Origin of the sequence: Enterobacter cloacae complex sp. ESBL7 (assembly GCF_041679625.1) — a bacterium.
Lineage (GTDB): Bacteria > Pseudomonadota > Gammaproteobacteria > Enterobacterales > Enterobacteriaceae > Enterobacter > Enterobacter asburiae_B.
Map to the genome: position 1 here is coordinate 806,980 of NZ_JBGORN010000001.1, position 18,997 is coordinate 825,976.

General features: G+C 61.5%; 19 protein-coding genes, 1 tRNA gene and 2 pseudogenes. 11 read left to right on the forward strand and 11 right to left on the reverse strand.

Translation table 11 applies throughout. The annotated features are described in order from the left end of the window. Window positions 1-4: 4 nt before the first annotated feature. The gene (locus ACERY3_RS03840; RefSeq protein ID WP_023335174.1) at window positions 5-127 is read right to left on the reverse strand and encodes a hypothetical protein; all 123 of its coding nucleotides are present in this window, start codon (window positions 125-127) and stop codon (window positions 5-7) included. Then, window positions 124-1,260: a D-alanyl-lipoteichoic acid biosynthesis protein DltD gene (locus ACERY3_RS03845; protein WP_033146519.1), complete on the reverse strand. Its 1,137-nt coding sequence runs from the start codon at window positions 1,258-1,260 to the stop codon at window positions 124-126. Before ACERY3_RS03845 ends, ACERY3_RS03840 begins: the two co-directional genes overlap by 4 nt. A gap of 276 nt (window positions 1,261-1,536) precedes the next feature. On the opposite strand from ACERY3_RS03845, the gene ACERY3_RS03850 reads away from it, so the two are divergent. Further along, window positions 1,537-1,624: transfer RNA gene (locus ACERY3_RS03850), tRNA-Ser, on the forward strand. Between the two features lie 43 nt (window positions 1,625-1,667). On the opposite strand, the gene ACERY3_RS03855 is transcribed toward ACERY3_RS03850, so the two are convergent. From ACERY3_RS03855 to hpxO, 3 genes are read right to left on the reverse strand one after another with little or no spacing between them, the layout of a single operon-like run. Then, window positions 1,668-2,603 carry a PDR/VanB family oxidoreductase gene (locus ACERY3_RS03855; RefSeq protein WP_087822853.1) on the reverse strand — a complete coding sequence of 312 codons (936 nt, stop codon included), beginning with the start codon at window positions 2,601-2,603 and terminating at the stop codon, window positions 1,668-1,670. Between the two features lie 11 nt (window positions 2,604-2,614). Beyond that, window positions 2,615-3,649 (reverse strand): aromatic ring-hydroxylating dioxygenase subunit alpha, encoded by a 1,035-nt coding sequence (hpxD, locus tag ACERY3_RS03860; RefSeq protein ID WP_217072747.1) that lies wholly within the window; start codon window positions 3,647-3,649, stop codon window positions 2,615-2,617. Window positions 3,650-3,666: 17 nt separating this feature from the next. Then, window positions 3,667-4,821 (reverse strand): FAD-dependent urate hydroxylase HpxO, encoded by a 1,155-nt coding sequence (hpxO, locus tag ACERY3_RS03865; protein ID WP_373225070.1) that lies wholly within the window; start codon window positions 4,819-4,821, stop codon window positions 3,667-3,669. Between the two features lie 239 nt (window positions 4,822-5,060). On the opposite strand from hpxO, the gene uraD reads away from it, so the two are divergent. After that, a complete protein-coding gene (uraD, locus tag ACERY3_RS03870; protein ID WP_373225071.1) occupies window positions 5,061-5,561 on the forward strand; it encodes a 2-oxo-4-hydroxy-4-carboxy-5-ureidoimidazoline decarboxylase in 501 nt (166 codons plus the stop codon). Then, window positions 5,558-5,881, forward strand: coding sequence for a hydroxyisourate hydrolase (gene uraH / locus ACERY3_RS03875; RefSeq protein ID WP_182071683.1), 324 nt, complete (start codon window positions 5,558-5,560; stop codon window positions 5,879-5,881). Before uraD ends, uraH begins: the two co-directional genes overlap by 4 nt. Here the strand turns inward: uraH and guaD are convergent. Then, complete coding sequence (guaD, locus tag ACERY3_RS03880; protein ID WP_373225547.1) at window positions 5,861-7,177, reverse strand: guanine deaminase; 1,317 nt, start codon at window positions 7,175-7,177, stop codon at window positions 5,861-5,863. The two genes, uraH and guaD, sit on opposite strands and share 21 nt — an antisense overlap. 102 nt (window positions 7,178-7,279) lie before the next feature. Continuing rightward, window positions 7,280-8,762 (reverse strand): annotated as a pseudogene (locus ACERY3_RS03885) (NCS1 family nucleobase:cation symporter-1). 144 nt (window positions 8,763-8,906) lie between these two features. Between ACERY3_RS03885 and ACERY3_RS03890 the strand changes: the two are divergent. From ACERY3_RS03890 to puuE, 3 genes and pseudogenes are all read left to right on the forward strand, one after another. After that, window positions 8,907-9,623, forward strand: a complete 717-nt coding sequence (locus tag ACERY3_RS03890; protein ID WP_373225072.1) for a GntR family transcriptional regulator — start codon at window positions 8,907-8,909, stop codon at window positions 9,621-9,623. Continuing rightward, window positions 9,623-10,497 (forward strand): annotated as a pseudogene (gene hpxA, locus ACERY3_RS03895) (allantoin racemase). Before ACERY3_RS03890 ends, hpxA begins: the two are co-directional and overlap by 1 nt. Beyond that, the gene (gene puuE / locus ACERY3_RS03900) at window positions 10,382-11,314 is read left to right on the forward strand and encodes an allantoinase PuuE (protein WP_373225073.1); all 933 of its coding nucleotides are present in this window, start codon (window positions 10,382-10,384) and stop codon (window positions 11,312-11,314) included. Before hpxA ends, puuE begins: the two are co-directional and overlap by 116 nt. Window positions 11,315-11,429: 115 nt before the next feature. Here puuE and hpxZ read toward each other — a convergent pair whose 3' ends face one another. From hpxZ to hpxW, 4 genes are read right to left on the reverse strand one after another with little or no spacing between them, the layout of a single operon-like run. Continuing rightward, a complete protein-coding gene (gene hpxZ / locus ACERY3_RS03905; RefSeq protein ID WP_023311059.1) occupies window positions 11,430-11,816 on the reverse strand; it encodes an oxalurate catabolism protein HpxZ in 387 nt (128 codons plus the stop codon). Beyond that, on the reverse strand, window positions 11,813-13,210 hold the full coding sequence (locus ACERY3_RS03910) for an AtzE family amidohydrolase (protein ID WP_373225074.1): 1,398 nt from the start codon (window positions 13,208-13,210) through the stop codon (window positions 11,813-11,815). The genes hpxZ and ACERY3_RS03910 overlap by 4 nt, the downstream gene beginning before the upstream one ends. Then, complete coding sequence (gene hpxX, locus ACERY3_RS03915; protein ID WP_301510552.1) at window positions 13,207-13,395, reverse strand: oxalurate catabolism protein HpxX; 189 nt, start codon at window positions 13,393-13,395, stop codon at window positions 13,207-13,209. Before hpxX ends, ACERY3_RS03910 begins: the two co-directional genes overlap by 4 nt. Before the next feature lie 10 nt (window positions 13,396-13,405). Next, entirely contained in the window at window positions 13,406-14,989 is a 1,584-nt protein-coding gene (hpxW, locus tag ACERY3_RS03920; RefSeq protein ID WP_373225075.1) for an oxamate amidohydrolase, read from the reverse strand. Window positions 14,990-15,132: 143 nt separating this feature from the next. On the opposite strand from hpxW, the gene hpxU reads away from it, so the two are divergent. The 5 genes from hpxU (at window position 15,133) to ACERY3_RS03945 (ending at window position 18,990) form a co-directional block, all read left to right on the forward strand. Then, complete coding sequence (gene hpxU, locus ACERY3_RS03925; protein ID WP_373225076.1) at window positions 15,133-15,972, forward strand: MurR/RpiR family transcriptional regulator HpxU; 840 nt, start codon at window positions 15,133-15,135, stop codon at window positions 15,970-15,972. A 191-nt stretch (window positions 15,973-16,163) separates the two neighbouring features. Continuing rightward, window positions 16,164-16,946, forward strand: coding sequence for a transporter substrate-binding domain-containing protein (locus tag ACERY3_RS03930; RefSeq protein WP_023311064.1), 783 nt, complete (start codon window positions 16,164-16,166; stop codon window positions 16,944-16,946). A 4-nt stretch (window positions 16,947-16,950) separates the two neighbouring features. Next, window positions 16,951-17,616, forward strand: coding sequence for an amino acid ABC transporter permease (locus ACERY3_RS03935; RefSeq protein ID WP_373225077.1), 666 nt, complete (start codon window positions 16,951-16,953; stop codon window positions 17,614-17,616). Continuing rightward, window positions 17,616-18,272, forward strand: coding sequence for an amino acid ABC transporter permease (locus ACERY3_RS03940; RefSeq protein WP_064791110.1), 657 nt, complete (start codon window positions 17,616-17,618; stop codon window positions 18,270-18,272). Before ACERY3_RS03935 ends, ACERY3_RS03940 begins: the two co-directional genes overlap by 1 nt. Further along, the gene (locus ACERY3_RS03945; RefSeq protein WP_032638731.1) at window positions 18,253-18,990 is read left to right on the forward strand and encodes an amino acid ABC transporter ATP-binding protein; all 738 of its coding nucleotides are present in this window, start codon (window positions 18,253-18,255) and stop codon (window positions 18,988-18,990) included. Before ACERY3_RS03940 ends, ACERY3_RS03945 begins: the two co-directional genes overlap by 20 nt. The last annotated feature ends 7 nt before the right edge of the window (window positions 18,991-18,997 follow it).

Genomic DNA, 18,997 nt, shown 5'->3' on the forward strand with positions numbered 1-18,997 from the left:
GGCCTCAGAACTTTTGATATTCAAAATGCAGCTGCATGCTCATGCTGTCATCGACAGAGGTCCACGCGACGATGGTGATCGCCAGCAGGAGATAAAGGAAAAAAAGACGGATCGCGATTTTCATCATTTAAAACTCTGTGCAATAAAGCGAATCATAGGAACCCAGGCCAGTTCGGAAGGGTGCAAACGATCCCAGTTCCAGCCATTCTGATAAGGCATGGCGTACATATCTAAATAAGGGATCTGGTTTTTTTCCAGAATGGTTTTTATTTGTTTATCAACCGGACGGAAGGTATCGGTATTGTAAAGCGCCCAGGGGTTAACCGGGTCGACGATAGCAATCACCTGCACGTGGTGTTCTTTAAGCAGCTGGACGGTTTTACTGAAGGCGGCGATTTGCGCAGGCACGACCGGCGTGTCATCCCACTGCTGCCGCGTACTGTCCTCCTCGTAAATCGTTTTGTCCATCCACAGGGTGGCCGCGCTCTGCTGGCGTTTTTTATTTAACTCGCGCGCATTCGCCAGCTCTTTATCCCAGTCGGGGGCAATGTGGGCGGCTGGCTGCTGCGGCCAGGGCTGTACCGTCTGGGGCGTGATGTTGAGCAGCGCCAGCCAGTCGTTTTTTATCAGGGTGCAGACGTTGGCAAACTGGAAGCTCAGCTCGTCCCACATCAGATCGGGGTGCCAGCCAAAGACGCGCATTTGGCCGAAGGTTAAATGGCTTATTTCTTTACTATCAATATGCTTTAAATAATTAACCAGCAGCGGGCGCGCCTGCGGATCCTTCATCAGCGGATTAAAAATAGAGCCGGGGAAATTATCGGCATAGATAGCCGGTGGCAGCCCTTTTGAATAAAAGCTGTCAGGAGCCAGAAGCAAAACAACTTTACTGTTTGCGTTAAGGCTATTTTTAAAACGAGAGAACAGTAAAAATTGCGTTTCATCATCGACGAACGCATCGCCATACGCCACGACGGGTTTGTGTAATTGCTTATTAAAGTAATTATATACAGCGTAATGTTCATCTTCTGAGGTGGCCACCTCAGACGCGCCAATGAAGAAAATAGCATTCCCTTCTAAGGCATGGGAAATAGTCGCAATTTTTTCCGCTTGTTCTTTCGGCGTGCCCGCCATTGATTTAATCAGCGGCTGGAAGGTGAGGGGCGGATTGAAGCTCGTCACCAGCGGGTGAACACAGAGGAACAAAATGGCCAGGGTCGCCATCAGGATATGTAAGCAAAGCGTATTTTTGATTTTCATCATCAACCAGTAACACTGCATGGCAGTAATTTCTAAATCTGCGGGTACTCAGATTTATAACAATTACACAACAAATGACCGTTTATTTTTGTGGCATTCTATACCAGAGCGATTTAAAAGGATGAGCGTTGCTGTGTAACGGTATGTACAAGGGGGCTGTGACCGGTGCGCGGCAAGCGACTGGGTGATTTTTGCGCAGTCAAACGCCGGTGGGTGAAAATAGAAAAATTCCTGCTTTACAAGGGGCTAATAGATGTTTATAGTGCGCCTCACTTTGGAAGCGTGGCCGAGCGGTTGAAGGCACCGGTCTTGAAAACCGGCGACCCGAAAGGGTTCTAGAGTTCGAATCTCTACGCTTCCGCCAAATTCGAAACCCTGCGATAGCAATATCGCAGGGTTTTTTCGTTTTACAGGGCAATCACCAGCTCCCCGGAATGGCTCCGCGAACAGCACAGCGCCACCTGCTGGTCCGTCGCGCTTTTTTCCGCCTCCGACTGCACGCTATCCCGGTGATCCACCACGCCGTCAATCACCGGCGTCAGGCACGCCCCGCAGATCCCCATTTCGCATGACAGCGGCACGTCCACGCCGTTTTCCTGTAGTACCTGAGCGATGGTCTTATCCGCAGGCACCGGCCAGCGCTCCCCGGTGGAGGCGAGTTTGACCGTAAAGATCTCGCCCGCGTCACCGCGTGCGGCAGGGGCCGCGGGCTGAAACGCCTCGCTGTGAAGATGGCCATCATCCCATTCCCTGGCCGTCGCCACGTCTCGCACTTTTTCCATAAACCCTGCCGGGCCGCAGATCCAGGCGTGAAGCCCCGCCTCAGGTGCCGGGAGATGCTCTGCCAGCGCCGTGCGCGGGCTGGCGGTATGAATCTGGCACTCACCGAACCGGGAGAGTTCGCGCGCAAAGGCCGCGCTTTCGCGGCGTTTGACGTAATAGTGCAGCGTAAACGGCGTTCCGGCCGCCTTCAGCTGCAGGGCCATCGCATACAGCGGCGTAATGCCAATGCCTGCCGCCAGCAGCAACACCCGCTCAGCCTGATGCAGCGGAAACAGATTGCGCGGGGCAGAGATCGCTAATTTCTGCCCGGGTCGCAGCGTCTCGTGAACGTAACGCGATCCGCCGCGCGAGGCGGTTTCCCGCCCCACGCAGATAAGATAGCTCTCGTCTCCACACGCACCGGTCAGGGAATACTGGCGCACCGCGCCGCAGGGCAAGTGGACATCAATGTGCGCGCCGGGCTGCCACGCCGGCAGCGCGTTACCGTCTTCAGCCACCAGCCTGACGGCGAGGCTTTTGTCGCCCTCGCGCCACAGCCCGTCAACAATTACGCTCAGCATATCGGCCTCCGTCATACGAGGAAAAATTCGCCAAAGCCCATCTTCTTCAGTCCCCGACGGTAGGCAATTGAGCTCTTATCGGCGGGAATATGGGCTTCCAGCGTCAGATCCAGCGGCAGACTTTCCGGGCGCTGGGTTTCCACCATCAGGCGATCCTCTTCAAAAATGCGCAGATTGAAGGCATGCACATCCTCCACCGGAATATGCAGGTCAAAGTTACGCGCGATAGGGGCGAACATGCGGGTGACGCGCGATGACACGGGCGACGCGGCGTTCATGATGACCAGTCGCGATTCTCCCGGAAAATGAATCGTCAGGGTGGCGGTAAACGGCAGATGCATTTCAAAATGGCGCAGCCACTGGAACCCTTCCGGCGCCTGCACGGGTGAACTGGCGGGATAGTTGCTCACGGAGCTCCAGTAATCGGCAACAAAACCGAACGGCGTCTCCTGCGGTTGATAGGTGGGGACCCGCTGATTATTGGGGTCGGCAAAGGTATCGGTGTGGATCCAGGCAAAGTGCGCCACGTCCAGAAACCCCTCTACCTGACGACCGGCAAAGCCGTTCACCTCAAACGCCGGGCAGTTGATCTGCTGAAATCCGTCGTCATCCCAGTGCGGCATGGTGGGCAGCGGCACAGGATTGTCCGGGTCAAACGCCAGGCAGGTCCAGATCAGGCCGAAGCGCTCTTCCACGGCGTAGTTAATCAGGTTCAGCTTCGCCGGAACGGGCTGGTCGGGGCTGGACGGAATACGGTTGCAGCGCCCGTCTTCTCCAAAGCGTAAGCCGTGGTAGGGACAGATAATCCCGTACTCATCGTGAAAGCCGAGCGTCAGCGGCACGCCGCGGTGCGGGCAGACGTCACGGGCGACCACGACCTGGTCGTTAATCCGGTAAATCACCAGCTGTTCGTCCAGCAGGGTCGCCTTGACCGGCGCCGGGCCGATGTCGCAGGCGCGCGCGACCGGATGCCAGCATTTCGCCAGGCGCAGCCAGTCCTCTGGCTCAAACGTGCAGTGGGCGGGTGGAGTCGGTTCTCTTTTCATCGTTGTCCCTCTTGCGTTCAGCCTAACGGGCCGCCCTGAATGGTCTCGCACAGACCGTTGATGATGCGCTCACCGGTCTCCTCTTTGAGCTCCTGATACCAGGCCTGCGTCAGAGCCATGTCTTTCCCGTGGGTGACGTCGCAGCGTTTACGCGCCTTCAGCACCAGGTCGCGCACCCGGTCGCAGCGCAGCGCTTCGTACTGGCGCAGCGCCAGCGTAATGCTGTGGTTTTCACGCAGGCACTCACCCAGCACCACGGCGTCTTCCATCGCCGCACAGCCGCCCTGGCCGATATCCGGCGTGGTGCTGTGCGCGGCATCGCCGAGCAGCGCGACGTTGCCGCGCACCAGGCTGTCGAACGGCTCAATGTCGTGGATTTCAATGCGGTTGGTCGTTTCAGGATCCAGCGCCGCGATAAGCTTCTGCACCGGCGACGCCCAGCCGCGGAAGTAGCCCGTGAGGTCGGCGCGCAGGGTGGTGCGATCCTCCGCCAGGCCCGCGGGCAGCGGTACGTCAAAAAAGAAGTAGAAGCGTCCGCCGGAGACGGGCATCAGCGACACGCGTTTGCCTTCGCCAACGAAGGTGGTCCACTGGTGCGCCGGGGCGATCTCTTCGTCAATCTTCACCAGCCCGTTCCAGTTCACGTACCCGGCGTAGCGGCGCTCCGGGGTATACCCCAGCACGTACGGGCGCACGGCGGAGTGGCTGCCGTCGGCGGCAATCAGAAAATCGCCGGCTGCCGTGGTGCCGTCGGTGAAGGTCACGCTCACGCCCGCGTCGTCTTCGCTTACGCGTTCGACGCGCTTGCCGAACTGCACCCTGTCGCGCCCCCAGAAATCTAGCATTTCGCGCTGAAGCTCAGCGCGCGAGACGGGGCAGGGGCGCCCGCCGGTACGCTCAACCAGCGGGGCAAGGCTGAAGCGGGTCAGAGTCTCGCCGCGCCGGTAATCCTTGTAGGCCATAAAACGCATCGGCCCGCCGTAGGTCTCGATGATGTCGCCCATACCGAGGTGCTGCATGCATTTCACGCCGTTAGGCCAGATGGAGATGGCCGCCCCGACGGGCCTGATCTCTTTGACGGCTTCAAACACGGTACAGTTGATGCCCGCTTTCTTCAGCGCGACGGCGGCGCTCAGGCCGCCAATACCCGCACCAATGACGATTGCTCTCATGCTTCTCTCCTTTTGCAGGGTGTAAAGACATTCAGCAATTTGCGTACCAGGCTGCAGAGTGGCGAAAACGGCGTTGTGAGAGGTGAGTTTGCACTGCTAAGGTGCGCAAACGCGGTGAGCGTGCCTTTTTTTGAATCAAAAATTTCCAGTTGAGCTATACGGAATCGACTGTTTCACGCCCGCGTTCAGAGTGGCGTGGTTTGTGCAACAGCCCGGAGGAAGACAATAAAGGAGACGCTATGATCGCACTGCACGACTTCAATCATCTTCCCCACGAAAAGGCGTTAGCCCTGATTCACCCCTGCGTGGCGCTCCCCGGCTGGGCCGATGCGCTGGTTCGCGGGCGGCCCTACGCCAGCCGGGACGAATTGTTCAGTACGGCAAACGCGCTGACGCAAAGCTGGGACGAAGCGGCGCTGGCGCAGGCCCTGAGCGCCCATCCGCGCATCGGGGAAAAGCCCGCAGGTTCACAGGCGGAGGCGGCGCTGTCGCGCCAGGAGCAGGGCGCGGTGAATGAAGGCGATGCTGTCCTTGCCCGGGCGCTGCGTGAGGGGAATGCCCGCTACGAGGCCCGCTTCGGACGCGTCTTTCTGATCCGCGCGAAGGGCCGCAGCGGCGAGGAGATTTTACAGGCGCTGCGCGCGCGGCTGGAGAACAGCGACGCGCAGGAAATCCGTGCCGCGCTGGAACAGCTGCGGGAAATTACGCTGCTACGGCTGGAAGGAGTCATTAGCGAATGAGCACACTCAGCACCCATATTCTCGATATCTCGACGGGCAAACCCGCAGAGGGCGTGACGGTTCATCTCGAACGGGAGGGCGAAATCATGGCCTCGGGCGTGACCAACGTCCAGGGACGCATCGCCGCGTTCGTTCCCTCTCTGCCCGCAGGCCGCTATCGGCTGGTGGCGGAGATCGGCGCGTGGTTTAGCGAAACCGGTCGCGACACGCTCTACCCCTGCGCGCAAATTGATTTTGTGACGGGAGAAGCGGCAGACGAGCATTTCCATCTGCCGTTTGTGATTGCGCCCGGCGGGTGGTCAACCTACCGGGGAAGTTGACCACACCCGCTCGCCGTTGACCCAGGTCTCGCTGATGTTGCGCTCGTCGCCGAGGGTCATCAGCACAAAAAGCTGCTCGTAGATATCCTGACAGCGGCGATTGCGCAGGCGCTGCAGCGGCGTCACGTCAGGGTCGAGCACCACAAAATCCGCCTCTTTGCCGGGCGCGAAGTTGCCAATCTTATCGTCGAGCCTGAGGGCGTGCGCGCCGCCCAGCGTGGCGTGGTAAAACGCCTCGCTGGCGCGCAGGCGGTAGCTCTGAAGCTGGCCGACCTTGTAGGCCTCCCCCAGGGTGCGCAGCATGCTGAAGGTGGTGCCCGCGCCGACGTCGGTGCCGATGCCCATCCGCACCTTGTGCTGCCAGCAGGCGGGCAGGCGAAACAGCCCGCTGCCGAGAAACAGGTTAGAGGTGGGGCAAAACGCCACCGCCGAACCGGTGTCATGCAGGCACTGCCACTCGCTGTGGTGAAGGTGAATCGCGTGGGCAAACACGCTGCGCTCGCCGGTCAGCCCGTAGTGATGATACACGTCCAGATAGCGCTCGTGCTCCGGCCAGAGGTCGCTCACCCAGGCCACTTCGTTGGGGTTTTCGCTCAGATGGGTCTGCATCCAGGTATCCGGGAACTCCTCTCTGAGCAGGCTGACCGCGGCGAGCAGCTCGGGGGATGAGGTCGGGGCAAAGCGCGGGGTAATGGCGTAGCCCAGCCGTCCCCGGTGGTGCCAGCGCTGGATCAGCGCACGCGTCTGCCGGTAGCTCTGCTTCGCGTCTTCGCTCAGGTAGTCCGGAGCGTGTCTGTCCATCATCACCTTTCCGGCGATAAGGCGCATGTTGAGGCGCAGGGCTTCGGTAAACAGCGCCTCGACCGATTCCGGATGCAGCGTGCAAAACACCAGCGCTGTGGTGGTGCCGTTGCTCACCAGCTGCTGAATGAAAAATTCGGCGATCTCTTTCGCGTAGGCTTCATCGGCAAACTGGCTCTCCACCGGGAAGGTGTAGGTGGTCAGCCACTCCAGCAGCTGTTCGCCAAAGGCGCCGATCATCTCCGTTTGCGGATAATGGACGTGGGTGTCGACAAAACCGGGCAGCAGTAGCCTGCCGCGCAGGTCGGTATAGCCTTTGTGAGGGTCAAGATACTGCTCGCCCTCCTGCCACGGTATGTGCGCCAGAATTTTTCCGTTCTGTATAAACAGCACCCCGTCCTCAAGGTAGCGCGCGTGCCGGGCAATCGCGTCTGCGCTGTCGCAGACCTGGGCAATATCAAAAAATGCGCCGCGGATCGCTGTCTGGTAATCCATCATGGTTCCTGCCTTATTGTGTACATAACGGGGTGATAAGGCTCAGCAAGAACGGTGCCAGAATGAACGGGCCGCAGCTAAGCTGCGGCCGGAAGGAGGGGGTTACTCTTTTTGCGTTGCCACGCGGGAGCTGAACGACGTCGCGCCCGCCGTCTCGCGATCTTCCCGCGCCAGCCAGCGGTAGGTCACGCCGCCGAGGAAGACGCCGATAAACCAGCTGAAGTTCGCCACCTCATGCAGGGCCGGAATAAAGCTGATCACCAGGCCCACGGCAACGGACGGGATCAGCGCGCCAATGGCTTTCGGGTTGAAGCCGTTGCGGTACCAGTATTTGCCCTTTGGCGTGTCGTCGAACAGATCGTCAACCGACACCTTGCCGCGCTTAATCAGGTAGAAGTCGGTAATCAGGATGCCGAACAGCGGGCCGATGAACGCCCCGAGCACGTCCAGGGTGTAGTGGATAAGCTCCGGCGAGTTGAACAGGTTCCACGGGGTGAGCAGGATCGAGCCGACGGCGGCAATCATTCCCCCGGTGCGGAAGCTGATTTTCTGCGGCGAGCAGTTAGAGAAATCAAACGCCGGGGAGACGAAGTTCGCGACGATGTTGATCCCGATGGTGGCGGTGATCATCGTCAGCAGGCCAATCGCCACGGCCAGATCGTTGCCCACGCGGCTGACGGTTTCAATCGGGTCGGTGATCATGCGGCCAAACAGCGACTGGGTGCCGGAGACAATCACCACGGTGACGATGGAGAACAGCAGGAAGTTAAACGGTAGCCCCCAGCGGTTGCCGCGGCGGATCTCGCCCATGCTTTTGCCGTAGCGGGAGAAGTCGCCAAAGTTGAGCAGCGGGCCGGAGAAGTAAGACACCACCAGCGCGGTCGCGGTGATCATCTGCCAGGTCTGCTCGCCCGCGCTCAGGGATTTGCTGGCGAGGGTGAAGGAAATGCCGTCAAAACCGGTCTTGTATACAATCCAGCCTGCGAGGGCCAGCATCACCACGTAGACCGCCGGACCGGCGATATCAATAAAGCGCTTGATGGCGCTCATGCCGTGCCAGAAAACCATCGCCTGCAGTACCCACATAATGGCAAAGCAGATCCAGCCGAGATGCGACAGGCCGAGGAATGCGCCGGTGGTGAGCGAAGAGAGCGACGGCCAGAACTTCAGCGCCACCAGCATCAGGGCGTTGGCGGCCAGATAGGTCTGAATGCCGTACCACGCGAAGGCGATCAGCCCGCGGATCACCGCCGGAATATTGGCCCCGAACACGCCAAACGCCTGACGGCTGATTACCGCGTAGGGCACGCCCGCCATCTGGCTCGGTTTGGCTACCAGGTTGGCGCACAGCTGCACGATGCAAATCCCCACCAGCAGGCACAGCAGCACCTGCCAGCTTGCCAGCCCGAGCGTAAAGAAGCTCGCCCCCCATGCTGTGAACGTCCGACATCCAGAACGAAAAGATGTTGTACCAGCTCCAGTTCTGGTCACGCGTCGGTGCCAGATCCTCATTGCAAAGACGTGGGCTGTAAACCGCACCGGAATCAGCGGCCGTACCCTGCTGCGCGTTTTGACTGTTTGGCATGAAACCTGCTCCTGTGAATGAAAACCCGTTAAGCGGGAGTGCAGACGGTGTTGCAGGATCCAGGCCAAAATAATAAATATTGTATGCAATATTTTATTTTTATGTATACGATTCGATAACGAAGAGTAAAAGACGGAGTGGTGAATGAACAACATAAACGCCCTGCAGACCGCGCCAGACCTGCATGACAAAGACGAATCGATCTTTCAGGCGCTGATGACCGCGATAGTCGAACATCAGCTGCTGCCGGGGAGCAAACTGCCGGAAGAGGCGCTGGCCGAGGTCTTTGGCGTAAGCCGCACGGGCATCCGCAAGGTGCTTCAACGACTCGCGGCTGTGCAAATGGTCACCTTAACGCCCAAGCGTGGTGCACACGTTGCCAGCCCGACGGTGGAAGAGGCGCAGCACATCTTCCGCACCCGCGCCCTGCTGGAGGTCGCCAACCTGCCGGACGTGCTGGCGCACTGTCAGCCGCCGCACCTTGCCGCGCTGGAGGCCATTATTCGCCAGGAGCAGCAGGCGCACGAGGCGTACGACGGCCCGGCGGCAATTCGCCACTCCGCCAATTTCCACATTCAGCTGCAGGCCATCTCCGGCAACCAGGTGCTGACGGAGATGGTGACCGGCCTGAGCCAGCGCTCCTCGCTGGTGATTGCCACCTGGGGCGCGCCGTGGCGTCAGGGGTGCCGCTGCAACGATCACGAACAGCTGGTGGAGCTGCTGCGCCAGAAGGCGCTCCAGCCGCTAAGCGATGCCTTAATGCACCATTTTGAACATATCGTCGCCAGCCTCTGCTTCGAGCGGGCGGGCGAGTGCCTGCCTGATTTTGCCCGGCTGTTTGCCGGCCACAAGGAGTCGTAATGTCCTCTGTCTGTATACAAGTGATCAACCCCAACACCAGCCTCGCCATGACGGAAACCATCGGCGCGGCGGCCCGCGCGGTGGCGGCGCCGGGTACGGAGATCCTCGCGGTCTGCCCGAGCGCGGGCGTGCCGTCTATCGAGGGACACTTTGATGAAGCCATCGCCGCCGTGGGGGTTCTCGAACAGGTTAAGCTCGGCAGAGAGCAGGGCGTGGACGGTCACGTCATCGCCTGCTTTGGCGATCCGGGCCTGCTGGCGGCGCGCGAGCTGGCGCAGGGGCCGGTGGTGGGTATTGCGGAAGCCGCCATGCATATGGCGACGCTGGTGGCGACGCGCTTTTCGGTGGTCACCACGCTGCCGCGCACGCTGATTATTGCCCGCCATCTGCTGCACCAGTATGGCTTTCAGGACAGGTGCGCGGCGCTGCACGCTATCGATCTCCCGGTGCTGGCGCTGGAAGACGGCAGCGGTCTGGCGCAGGAGAAGGTGCGCGCGCGCTGTATACAGGCGCTGAAAGAGGACGGCTGCGGCGCCATCGTGCTGGGCTGCGGTGGAATGGCGACGCTGGCGCAGGAGCTGACGCGCGAGCTGCGCGTGCCGGTCATCGACGGCGTCAGCGCGGCGGTGAAGATGGTGGAATCGCTGGTGGCGCTGGGGCTGTCGACCAGCAAGCACGGGGATCTGGCGTACCCCGAGAAAAAAGCGTTAAGCGGACATTTTCAGGCACTGAATCCATTTTAATTTTTGGGGGTGGCAATGGGGCTTTTTGTACAGGATTACCCGCGGGATCTGCGCGGCTACGCGGGCAACCCGCCGCACGCGCGGTGGCCGAATCAGGCGCGTATCGCCGTGCAGTTTGTGCTCAATTATGAGGAAGGGGCGGAAAACCACGTTCTGCACGGCGATGCTGGATCCGAGCAGTTCCTGTCGGACATTATCGGTGCGGCCAGCTACCCGGATAAACACATGTCGATGGACTCCCTCTACGAATACGGCAGCCGCGCCGGGTTCTGGCGGATCCACAGTGAATTTCAAAAGCGCGGCCTGCCGCTGACGGTCTTTGGCGTAGCGATGGCGCTGGCGCGTCATCCTGAGATCGTCGAGGCAATCAAGGCGGCGGACTACGATGTGGTCAGCCACGGCTGGCGCTGGATCCACTATCAGAGCATGGATATCAGCCAGGAGCGCGAACACCTGCACAAGGCGGTGCACGTGTTGACCGACCTGTTCGGCAAGCCGCCGACGGGCTGGTACACCGGGCGCGACAGCCCCAACACCCGCCAGCTGGTGGTGGAGCACGGCGGCTTCGACTATGACAGCGACTACTACGGCGACGACCTGCCCTTCTGGACGGAAGTGGCCTGCGGCGACGGCACCCGTAAACCGCACCTGATCGTGCCGTATACGCTGGATGCGAACGACATGCGCTTCGCCACCGCGCAGGGGTTTAACACCGCCGAGCAGTTTTATACGTATCTGAAGGACAGTTTTGACGTGCTGTACGAAGAGGGGGAACGCGCGCCGAAGATGATGTCCATCGGCATGCACTGTCGCCTGCTGGGGCGGCCGGGGCGTTTTCGCGCGCTGCAGCGGTTCCTCGATTACGTGCAGCAGCACGAGCGGGTGTGGGTCTGTACCCGCCAGCAGATTGCCGACCACTGGCGGGAGGTGCATCCGTTTGAGAAGTAAGTGTGCCGTGTTTTGCCGGGTGGCGGCTGCGCCTTACCCGGCCTACAGGACCCACAGGGCATACGGGACATCGTAGGCCCGGTAAGCGCAGCGCCACCGGGCAGGTTTTTCAGCGTTACACCATCAAACTCACCTGTGCCGCCACGATCCGCCATCCGTAGGCAAACCGCACCCACGTCTGCTGCTGGCGGCCAATGCGTTCCGTCCCCTCGCGGGTAAACTCGGTGCTGCACACGGCATAATCCTCGCCGAAGGTGGTGATGACGGTGTGGCGCAACGTCCGCTGCAGCCCGGCGGCGGGGCGCGCCGCCCGAAAGGCGCGGATTTCATCAATCCCATACAGGTTTTCACCCGCCCCCAGACGCACCGTGTTTTTGTCGTGCCAGAACAGCTCGTCCAGCACCGCAACGTTGTTGCTGACCAGCGCGTCTTCATAGCGATAAAACGCGGCGGTCACCTCGGCAACCACCCACGGCAGGTTAATGTCATCGTGATTCATCATGCGGCCACCTCCGCCGGGCGGGCATCGGCGATGCCGCTCTCTTCCAGCACGCGCGCGACGCGCAGGCAGGCCTGCTCGTTAAACGGCGCGGCAATCAGCTGCAGGCCAATCGGTGCACCCTGCGCGGTACGCAGCGGAACGGTGGTCACGGGCAGGCCCAGAAATGAAATCGGCTGGGTCAGCATCCCCATGCTGGCGCGGATGGGGAGCGGCTGACCGTTAATCTCCATGGTCTGCTCACCCGCGAGCGTGGCGCTGCGCGGGGTGGCCGGGGCGATCAGCACATCGGCCTGCGCGAACAGGGTTTTAAACGCCTGCCGGGCGTGCGCGCGAAACCGCTGGGCCTGAATGTACCAGGCGGAGGGGATCATCGCCCCGGCAAGCAGGCGTTCCCGGGAGTGCGGCTCAAAACGCTCCGGCTCGCGGCGAAGCGCGGGCAGGTACTGGTTTCCCCCTTCGGAGGCGCTGATGATAAACGCCGCGGAGCGCGCCAGCTCGGCGTCCGGGAACTGCAGCTCATCCTGCACGTCGAGCGCCTTCGCCGCCCGCGCCACGGCGTCTCTGGCATCCGCGTCGCACCAGGTGGTGAAGTAGCCGCCGAGCACCGCGCAGCGCAGGCCGTCAAGCCCGCGGTCGAGCAGGGGACACGTCTGCTCGCGCGAGCTCTCTGCCTGAAAAGCGTCGCTGCTGTCCCGGCCCTGCAGCGCATCGTAGACGGACGCCAGATCGCACACGCGGCGGGCAAAGGGGCCGATATGATCGAGGCTCGCGACAAACGGATGGCTGCCGGATCGCGACAGGCGGCCAAAGGTGGGCTTCAGGCCGTAGATGCCGCACAGGGAGGCCGGAACGCGAATCGAGCCGTTGGTGTCGGTGCCGAGCGAAAAGTGCACCAGCCCGGCGGCCACGGCGGCGGCCGAGCCGCCGGACGACCCGCCCGCAATGCGCGCCAGATCGTGCGGGTTACGCGTCGTGCCGTAGTGGCTGTTTTCGGTCGTGAAGCCGTAGGCGTAGGCGTCCATATTCACCATCCCGGTCAGCAGCCCGCCCGCGCTGCGCAGCTGGCGCACGGCGAAGCTGTCGGCGGCCGCGGCGGGGCGCTGGCTGAACAGCTCTGCCCCGGCAAGGGTGGTGTGGCCGGCAACGTCGAACAGGTTTTTTACCGCGTAGGGCACGCCCGCCAGCGGGGGCAGGGGGCGCTTTTCGCGGCGCAGGGTATCGATGCTCTCGGCCTCGGCGAGCATGCGTGCTTCCGTCACGGCGGTCCAGGCGCCGATCTGCGGGTTAACGCGCGCAATCGCCTCCAGCGTCTGGCGGGCAATCTCGCGAGCGCTCAGCTCGCCCGCGCCCAGCGCATGCTGGATCGCGCTGATACTCATCTCGTGTAGCCTCATGCTTTGTACACTCCTGCGATCTCCAGACGGTCGTCGAGCGGCAGCGCCATCAGCGGGGCGGCCATGCTTGCTATGCGGCTGAACTGCACCTGCAGCTCGGCGCGACGGGCATCGTCCAGCTCTACGCCGAGCACGGACTCCATTTGCGCCAGATACGCCTGCCAGTCGGGTTGTTGTGTCGTCATTGTTTTCTCCTCAGAATCCGGCGGCCGCGCCGTTGCTGCGCGGGTCAAATGCCCCTTCGAACAGCCCGTTGGGGTGGCGGACAATCGCGCCCGCGTGGCCCATCGCTTCACTAAAGTCAGGGAACATTTCCACCTCGTGTCCGAGTGCCTGAAGCCGTGAGACCGTCTCAGCGCTAAAGCGTCCTTCCAGCTTTAACGTGTCCGAGGTTTGTCCCCAGGTGCGCCCCAGCAGCCAGCGCGGGCGGGAAATGCTCTCCTGTAAAGGCACGCCCTGAATCGCGTAGCGGGTAAAGAGCGCGGCCTGGGTTTGCGGCTGTCCGTCGCCGCCCATGGAGCCGTAGACCATCACGCGCCCGTCCTTAAGACGCGCCGCCGCCGGGTTCAGGGTATGGAAAGGCTGCTTGCCCGGCGCGAGAGCCAGAAGACTATCGGGATCGAGGCTGAACGATGCCCCCCGGTTCTGCCAGACGATACCGGTGTCGGGCAGCACCACGCCGCTGCCGAACTCGTGATAGATACTCTGGATAAACGACACGGCAAGCCCGCTGTTATCCATCACTCCCATCCACACCGTATCGCCGGGGCCTTTTCCTGTGCCCCACGGCGCGGCGCGGCCGTCGTCAACCCTGTCGGCAAGCGCCTGCAGGGCGGCGGGATCCAGCAGACCCTGAATATCGGTTTTCAGCTCGCGCGGGTCGGTAATGTGGGCATCGCGCAGGCCAAAGGCCAGCTTGGTGGCTTCAACGATGCGGTGAATGGTGTCGGCGTCGTCGGCCTCGGCCATGCTCAGGCGGTCGGTGATGCCGAGTATCGCCAGCGAGACCAGCCCCTGCGTCGGCGGGGCGTGGTTAAAGATCACCCCCTGCTGATGCTGCAGCCTCAGCGGCGCGGTGCGCCGGGCAGCGTGCGCATTAAGATCGGCCAGCGTCACGGGCAGGCCCAGCGTCTCCATGCCGTGCGCCAGCACGTCCGCCAGCGGGCCGCGGTAAAAGCTGTCCAGACCGTCTTCCACCAGGCGCGTCAACGTCGTGGCCATGGCGGGCTGGTAAAAGCGGCTCCCGACCTGCGGCGGCTTACCGTCCACCAGCCAGGTTTCCGCGAAACCGGGGACGTCCTTCAGCTCGTCGAATTTGCTGGCCGTGGCGTGGGCCTGAGAGGCCGTGACCGGCGTGCCGTTCTGCGCATAGTCAATGGCGTCGGCCAGCAGGCGAGCCAGCGGCAGCGCCTTGCCGGTCATCTCGCGCGAGACCTTCAGCGCCTCGTCCCAGCCGCTCACCGTACCGGCGACGGTCAGCGCCGCGCGGGGGCCGCGATGGGGGATATGCGCCAGACCGTCGTAGGCGTCGAGCGTTGCGCGCGATCCCGCCGCGCCGCTGGCATCAATGGCGACAGGTTCGCCTTCCGGCGGCACGATAAGCCAGAAGCCATCGCCGCCCAGCCCGTTCATGTGCGGATAAACCACGGCAACGGTAGCCGCCGCGGCGACCATTGCTTCTATCGCGCTGCCGCCTTCGCGCAGTACCGCCAGCGCGCTCTGGCTGGCAAGATGGTGGGGCGCAACGGCCATGCCGTGCGTGGAGACATTACTTTGCATAGAGAGTCCTCGTAACCCTGAAAGTCACAAGGCGCTGCAAAAGCTGTTCCAGTTCTGAAAGAAAAGTTTCAGTAAACTGGCACGTATAATGAATACGCATAATAAAAGGTACAATGTGATGAAACAAAAGTTACAGAGGCGCTATGGAACAACTGGATGAACGTCTGAAAGCACAGTACCCGTCGCTGTCGCCGCAGGAGCAGCGGGTGGCGGACTTTATTTTCGATCATTTTGACGATCTCATTAGCTACAACAGCGCCGAGCTGGCGCAGCTGAGCGGGGTGTCGAAAGCCACGGTTAGCCGTCTGTTTAAGCGTCTGGGCTATGAGAAATATAAGGACATGCGCGACGAGCTGCGCACCCTGCGCCAGAGCGGGATGCCGCTCACCGATAACCGCGACGCGGTGCAGGGCAATACGCTGCTGGCGCGCCACTATAAGCAGGAGATGGCGAACCTGACCCAGTGGGTCAATGCCCTCGACGCGCAGCAGTTTGCCGACGCCATGGCCTGCATGGTGAAGGCGCGGCGCATCGTCATTATCGGCATGCGTAACGCCTATCCGGCGGCGCTGCACCTGCGCCAGCAGCTGCTGCAGGCGCGCGGTCAGGTGCTGGTCCTGCCGCAGCCGGGGCAGAGCCTGAGCGAGGAGCTGGTGGATTTAACGCCGGACGATCTGGTGGTCATGATGGCCTTTCGCCGCCGCCCGCGCATCATCCGCCCGCTGATGCAGCAGCTTCAGAGCCGCGGTATTCCGATGCTGCTGATGTGCGAGCCGCAGGCGCACAGCCTGTTTCCGCTGGCGAGCTGGCAGCTCTGCGCCCCGCTGGACAGCGTCTCGGCCTATGACAGCTACTCCTCGGTCAACAGCCTGATTAACCTGCTGGCAAACGCCTTCCTGCATGAAATTCTCGATAAAGGCCGTCCGCGCATTCACGAGATTGCCTCCCTTTACCAGCAGCTGGACGAACTCGAACAGCGATAATGGGGCATCAGGCTGGTGCTTTGCATTAAAATGGTGCATCTGACGGGTCGGGAAAACAGACGTTTTTTCGACCCGTCCGCGTTTTATCAGGCTTTACAACAAAATTTCCCGCTTCGCCCTGTTTGGCACATTAGTTGCAAAATCACATTCAAAGAATCTTTTGTTTCATGTTAACGTTACGGGGAAGCACCATGAAAAAATTGTTGATTGCACTGGCCGGGGCCGCATGTCTCTTCACACAGCTGCCGGCAAAGGCAGACCAGCTTCAGGATATCGAGAAGCGCGGCACCATTCGCATTGCCGTTCCGCAGGACTTCCCGCCGTTTGGCTCGGTGGGGACCGACCTGCAGCCGCAGGGCTATGACATCGACATGGCGCGCTATCTGGCCAAACAGATGAAGCTCAAGCTGCAGCTGGTGCCGGTGACCAGCGCCAACCGCGTGCCGTACCTGCAAACCGATAAGGTGGATCTGGTCATTTCCAGCCTCGGTAAAAACCCGGAGCGCGAGAAGGTGATCGACTTCAGCCGCGCCTACGCGCCGTTCTTCCTCGGCGTGTTTGGTCCGAAAGGGGCCGAGCTGAAAGACGCCGCCGCGCTGAGCGGAAAAACCATCGGCGTGACGCGCGGGGCGGTGGAGGACATGGTGCTGACCGGCCTGGCGCCGAAAGATGCGGACGTGAAGCGCTACGAAGATAACAACACCACGCTCTCCGCCTATCTCTCCGGACAGGTGCAGTACGTGGCAACCGGTAACCTCGTGGTGGCGGCCATTTCGCGCCAGAACGCGGATAAAGCTCCGGTGCCGAGCTTTATGCTGAAAGATTCGCCGTGCTTTATTGGCCTGAAGAAAAACGAACCGGCCCTGAAGGCAAAAGTGGACGCGCTGATTGAGCAGGGCATCAAGGACGGCACGCTGAACGGCCTGTCCGAGCAGTGGCTGAAGGCCCCGCTGCCGGCCAACCTTGGCGCCTGAGCCGATGACGGAGCAACTTGATTTCTCCGCGCTCTGGCCGCACTGGCCGGAGCTGCTGGCGGGGCTGTGGGTCACTATTCAGCTGACGGTGATGGCGACCGTCGGCGGCCTGGCGATAGGCATTTTCGGGGCGGCGATCCGCAGCGGACGCACCACCTGGTTCAGCCGGCTCTGGGGCGCGTACGTGGAAATCATCCGCAACACGCCGTTTGTGGTGCAGCTGTTTTTCATCGTCTTCGGCCTGCCGAATCTCGGGCTGAAGATGACGGCGGGGGAAGCGGCGCTGCTGGCCATGGTGGTGAACCTGGGCGCCTACAGCACCGAGATTATCCGCGCGGGCATTCAGGTCACGCCGAAAGGGCAGTGGGAAGCCGGACGCGTGCTGGGGCTGACCCGCCTGCAGACCTTTATTCGCGTGGTGCTGCCGCCCGCGCTGCAGCGCATTTACCCGGCGCTGGTGAGCCAGTGCATTATCGTGATGCTCGGCTCGTCGGTGGTGTCGCAGGTCTCGTATGAAGAGCTAACCTTCGCCGCCAACCTGATCCAGTCCAGAACGTTTCTGAGCTTTGAGGTTTATCTGGTGACAACCGGGATTTACTTAGCGCTGTCGATTACCCTGCGCCAGCTGATGATGGCGGCGGGACGCAAATGGCTGGGGGTGCAGGCATGATGACCACCTTTACCGACTGGGACATTATTCGCAACCTGCTGCTGGCCGGACGCTGGACGGTGCTGCTGTCGCTGGTGGCGTTTGTCGGCGGGGCGGCGGTGACGCTGCCGCTCCTGCTGCTGCGCCTGACGGGCGGGCGCACGGTCAGGCGCATCATCCGCGGCTATATTGAGCTGTTTCAGGGCACGCCGCTGCTGATGCAGCTGTTCCTGGCCTTCTTCGGCGTGGCGCTGTTCGGCATCGACGTCTCGCCGTGGACCGCCGCCTCGCTGGCGCTCACCTTCTACACCAGCGCGTTTCTGCTCGATATCTGGAACGGCAGCATTCGCGCGCTGCCAAAAGGGCAGTGGGAAGCCTCGCGCTGTCTGGGGCTGACCTTTGGCCAGACCCTGTTTCGCGTGGTCGCCCCGCAGGCGCTGCGCATCGGTATCGCCCCGACGGTCGGCTTTGCCGTGCAGGTGATCAAGGGCACCGCGCTGGCGTCGATTATCGGTTTTATCGAGCTGACCAAGGCCGGGACCATGCTGACCAACGTGACGTATCAGCCGTTTAAGGTCTTTGCGCTGGTGGCGCTCGGCTACTTTATTCTGTGTTATCCGCTGTCGCGCTACAGCCGCTATCTGGAGACGAAATTCAATGCCTCTCATCACCATTAATCAGGTGCAGAAGTACTACGGCGATAACCACGTGCTCAAGGGCGTCGATCTGGATATCGACATGGGCCAGGTGATCTCCATTATCGGGCGCAGCGGATCGGGCAAAAGCACGCTGCTGCGCTGCATCAACGGACTGGAAGGCTACCAGGACGGTAGCATCAAGCTGGGCGGCATGACCATTACCGACCGGGATTCTCAGGCGCGCGAAATCAGCCGCTCGGTCGGGATGGTGTTCCAGAGCTTTAACCTGTTCCCGCACATGACGGCGCTGGAGAACGTGATGCTCGCCCCGCGTCGGGTGCTGAAGAAAAGCGCCGCCGAATGCCGCGAGCTGGCGCAGCAGATGCTGGAGAAAGTGGGCTTAGGCGATCGTCTGGATTATTACCCGTCGAGCCTCTCCGGCGGCCAGCAGCAGCGCGTGGCGATTGCCCGCGCGCTGGCCATGTCGCCTAAAGTTTTACTCTGCGACGAGATCACCTCCGCGCTCGACCCGGAGCTGGTGGGCGAAGTGCTCAAGGTGCTGGAGCAGCTGGCGGCCGAGGGGATGACGCTGATACTTGTTACCCATGAAATGAATTTTGCCCGCGAAGTGGGCGACCGCGTGGTGTTTATGCACCAGGGGAAAGTCTGGGAGCAGGGCGACAGCAAAACGCTGTTCGCCAACCCGCAGACCACGGAACTGAAGCAGTTCATCTCCTCCGTGCGCGGCCTCAACTGATAAGGAC